Consider the following 4,760-nt stretch of genomic DNA (forward strand, 5'->3'; position numbering starts at 1 on the left):
GTATAGTTCTCTCCAAGTTTCTCTCTTCCGTCAAGTACCTCAGGGCTCTCTAAAGGTACATTTCCGTTCTCATCTATATGCTCTACTACAACATCTCCCGCATCATCACGCTTATAGATATAGTTTACAGTTATAGGATCTACTGTAAATGTTCCGTTTGCGTTACCCGGTACTACTATAAGTGTGTAATTAGGTATAACCTTCGGGGTTGTTGTGTATGGCAAGCCTACATTATCTGTTCCTGTTATTGTATCAGGTGTCTCAATTCTGTTTCCATGATTGTCCAGATAATTTACTGTTACTCCGCCTGATTGCTTTCTCTTATATAGATATGTTACAGTTTGGCTTCCGCTTACAAATGTTCCTGTTGCGTTAGACGGTACTGTATCTATCTCATAGTCTGAGTATGTCTCCGGCGTTGTTGTATATGGTAATCCCAGCTTTCTGCTTCCGTCAAGTACTGTCGGTGTGCTTAAGTCGCTGTTATCATATACTGATTTGTGGTATACGGTTACATCTCCCGCATCAGCTCTTCTATATACATAGGTTACTGTCTGTGGGCCTGGTGTGAATGTTCCTGTTGCGTTAGGCGGTACACTCACTAATGTGAAGTTCGGTATTGTCTTTGATGTAGTTGTGTATGGAAGGCCGAGCTTTCCTGTTCCGTTTTGGGTCTCAGGTATATCTATCTCATTTCCGTCCTCATCTACATATATGGTTGTCACATCTCCGGCAGGCATTCTTCTATATTCATAGATTACTGTCTGTGGTGTATTTGTATATGTTCCGTTCTTATTAGCAGGTTGTGCTACCAACTCGTAGTTAGGAATGTTCTTCTCTGTTGTTGTGTATGGAAGGCCGAGTTTTCCGACTCCTCCCATTACATCATCTGTATCCAGAGGTGTTCCTGTTCCCTGTTCTACATATTTTACAGTTATACTCTGAGCATCATTTCTTGTGTAAAGATATGTTACTTCTGTTGTTCCTGTAGCAGGATATGTTCCTGTATGTCCTGTCGGTGTCGCACTTACTACTGTAAAGTTTGTTACATTTGCAGGGCTTGTTGTATAAGGAAGTCCTGACTTGCCTGCACCACTTAAGTTTTCATCAGGTGATACAGATGTTGTTGTTCCCAGTTCTACGTGATGTACTAATACATTTCCTGCATCATTTCTTCTATAGAAATAAGTTACAGTCTGGTTTCCTGTAGTATAGGTTCCGTTCTTATTTGTCGGCTGGGCTACCAATGTAAAGTTCGGAATACTATGCTCTGTAGTTGTATATGGTAATCCAAGCTTTCCTGTTCCGTTCATTGTGGTATCAGGTACAAGCGGTGTTGTAGTTCCCTCTTCATAGTGGTGTACTACTACATCTCCTGCATTGTTTCTTACATACTCATATGTTACTACTGTTGTTCCTGTACTAGGATATGTTCCTGTATGATCTGTCGGGGTTGTGCTTACTACTGTGTAGTTTGCTACTGTTGCTGCATTTGTTGTATATGGTAAGCCTGCCTTGCCGGCACCGTTTAATGTCTCATCAGGGGCTACTGATGTTGTTGTGCCCAGCTCTACGTGGTGTACCAATACATTTCCTGCATCATTTCTCTTATAGTAATAAGTTACTGTCTGATTACCGGTTGTATATGTTCCGTTCTGATTTGCCGGTGTGCTCACCAGTGTAAAGTTCGGAATATTTTGATCTGTAGTTGTATATGGAAGTCCGAGCTTTCCTGTACCGTTCATTGTGATATCAGGTACGAGCGGTGTTGTTGTTCCATCCTCGTAGTGATGTACTATAACATTTCCTGCATCGTTTCTCTTGTACTCATATGTTACTACTGTTGTTCCGGTATTTGGATATGTTCCTGTGTGGTCTGTAGGTGTTGTATTTACTACTGTGTAGTTTGCTACTGTTGCAGGGCTTGTTGTATATGTAAGTCCTGACTTTCCTACTCCGCTTAAGTTCTCATCAGGTGATACAGGGGTTGTTGTTCCCTGCTCGTAATGGTGAACTATAACATTTCCAACGTCTTTTCTTCTGTACTTATAGATAACAGTCTGTGGACTGTTTCCATGGGTAAGGGTTGTTGCTCCTGTTGCACTTGGGGTTGTGGCACTTGGCGCTCCGCTTACATCCACGCTTACAAACTCATAGTTTGCTATATCTGCCGACTTGTTTGTAAGGTTTTCATTTGTTCCAAGCTTTCCTGCTCCTGAGATAACCTCTGCACTTGGGACGGCAGCTCCTGCAGGTGTGTAAAGCTCTGTTGTTGTTCCATCCTCTACGTGATGTACTGTTATATTTGAAGCATCTTTTCTCTTGTAGTAATAGTTTACTACCTGATTTCCTGTCTGGTATGTAACTGTAGTATCTCCGCTTGCATTCGGTGTGCTTGCACCTGCCGCTCCTGTTACATCTACATTTACAAACTCATAGTTGGCTATATCTGCTTCCTTATTTGTGAGGTTCTCACTTAGTCCCAGCTTTCCTGTTCCGTCGAAAGTCTGTGCACTTGGTGCTGCCGCTCCTGACGGTTTGTAAAGCTGATTTGTTGTTCCTACCTCGTAGTGATTTACTGTGATATTTCCTGAGTTCTTACGCTTATATACATAAGTTACGGTGATATCATTTCCTGCATTCGGATAGTTTCCTGTATGGTTTGCAGGTGTTGCACTTACAAGCTCATAGTTTGCGAAAGTATCAGGTGTTGTTGTATAAGCTAGACCAAGCTTTCCTGCTCCGTTCATTGTAACAGGACTCTTAAGTGGAGTGTTTGTTCCCTGCTCTACAAAGTTTACTATAACATTTCCTGCATCTTTTCTCTTATACTTATAGATTACTGTCTGTGCATTGTTTCCATGTGTAAGGGTTGTTGCTCCTGTGCTACTTGGGCTTGTTGCACTTGGTGCTCCGCTTACATCAATTCCTACATATTCAAAGTTTGCTATATCCGCCGACTTGTTTGTAAGGTTTTCATTTGTTCCAAGCTTTCCTGCTCCTGAGATTGTCTCTGCACTTGGTGCAGCCGCTCCTGCAGGTGTGTAAAGCTCTGTTGTTGTTCCTACCTCGTAGTGATGTACTGTTATATTTGCTGCATTCTTTCTTCTGTATCTATATGTTACTGTCTGAGTTCCTGCTCTGTATGTAACTCCTGTAGCTCCTGTGGCTGTCGGGGTACTTGCTCCCGGTGCCGCAGTTACTTCCACATTTACAAACTCGTAGTTGGCTATATCGGCTTCCTTGTTTGTAAGGTTTTCAACAAGTCCAAGCTTTCCTGTTCCGTCAAAGGTCTGTGCACTTGGTGCCGCTGCCCCTGAAGGTGTGTAAAGCTGTGTACTTCCGCCTACCTCATAATGGTTAACTACGATATTTCCTGCATTCTTTCTTCTGTACTTATAGATTACTGTCTGTGCTGTATTTCCATGTGTAAGAGTTGTTGCTCCTGTTGCACTTGGGGTTGTTGCACTTGCAGCTCCGCTTACATCCACTCCTACAAACTCATAGTTTGCTATATCTGCCGATCTGTTTGTAAGGTTTTCTGTAAGTCCTAACTTTCCACTTCCGTTTATTGTCTCAGGTCCCGGAGACGTTGCTCCTGCCGGTGTGTAAAGTTCTGTTGTTGTTCCGTCAATGTAGTGATGTACTGTAATATTTGCCGCATCTTTACGCTTATATCTGTATGTCACTACCTGATTTCCTGTCTGATATGTAACGTTTGTATCACCTGTAGCTGTTGGTGTGCTTGCACCGCTTGCTCCTGTTACATCTACGCTTACATACTCGTAGTTGGCTATATCTGCCGCCTTATTTGTTAAGTTCTCCCTTAATCCAAGCTTTCCTGTTCCGTTAAAGTTTTCAGGTCCTGCTGTCGCAGCTCCTGCCGGTTTGTAAAGCTGATTTGTTGTTCCAACCTCATAGTGGTTGACTGTGATATTTCCGGCATTCTTTCTTCTGTAAACATAAGTTACAGTGATATCACTTCCTGCCGGCGGATAGTTTCCTGTATGGTTTGTAGGTGTTGCACTTACAAGCTCATAGTTTGCGAATGTATCAGGTGTTGTTGTATATGGTAAACCAAGTTTTCCTGCTCCGTTCATTGTAACAGGACTCTTAAGCGGAGTATTTGTTCCCTGCTCTACAAAGTTTACTATAACATTTCCTGCATCATTTCTCTTGTAGTAGTAAGTTACCGTCTGTGTTCCAGGTTGGTATGTACCGTTTTGGTTTGACGGCACTGTTACTACTGTAAAGTTTGGAATTGTCTGTGTTGTTGTTGTATATGTCAATCCAAGCTTATTAGTTCCGTTTAATGTTACATCAGGTACAAGCTGTGTTGTTGTTCCTAGCTCATAGTGATGTACTATAACGTCTCCCGCATTCTTTCTCTTATAGTAATAAGTTACTGTCTGTGGGCTTGTTCCGTGAGTAAGTGTTGTTGCACCTGTCGATGTCGGTGTTGTTGCACTTGTTGCTCCGGTAACATCTGTACTTACATACTCGTAGTTTGCAATATCTGCAGCTCTGTTAGTAAGATTTTGTGTTGTTCCAAGCTTTCCTGCTCCCGAGATTGTCTCCGCACTTGGTGCAGCCGCTCCTGCAGGTGTATAAAGCTGGGTACTTCCTCCCACTTCATAGTGGTTTACTGTTATATTTGCAGCATCTTTTCGTCTGTATCTGTAGGTTACTGTCTGTGGTGCTGTTTGATATGTAACTGTTGTATCACCTGTAGCTGTTGGCGATGTCGCTGAAGGTGCTCC

At 42.5% G+C, this 4,760-nt stretch carries 1 protein-coding gene; it reads right to left on the reverse strand.

The genetic code is table 11. The annotated features are described in order from the left end of the window. The coding region (locus SBH76_RS13300) for a MucBP domain-containing protein (RefSeq protein WP_317978155.1) at positions 1 to 4,760 on the reverse strand (4,760 nt) is incomplete at both ends.

It is taken from the genome of Lachnoanaerobaculum sanguinis (genome assembly GCF_033242365.1).
Lineage (GTDB): Bacteria > Bacillota > Clostridia > Lachnospirales > Lachnospiraceae > Lachnoanaerobaculum > Lachnoanaerobaculum sanguinis.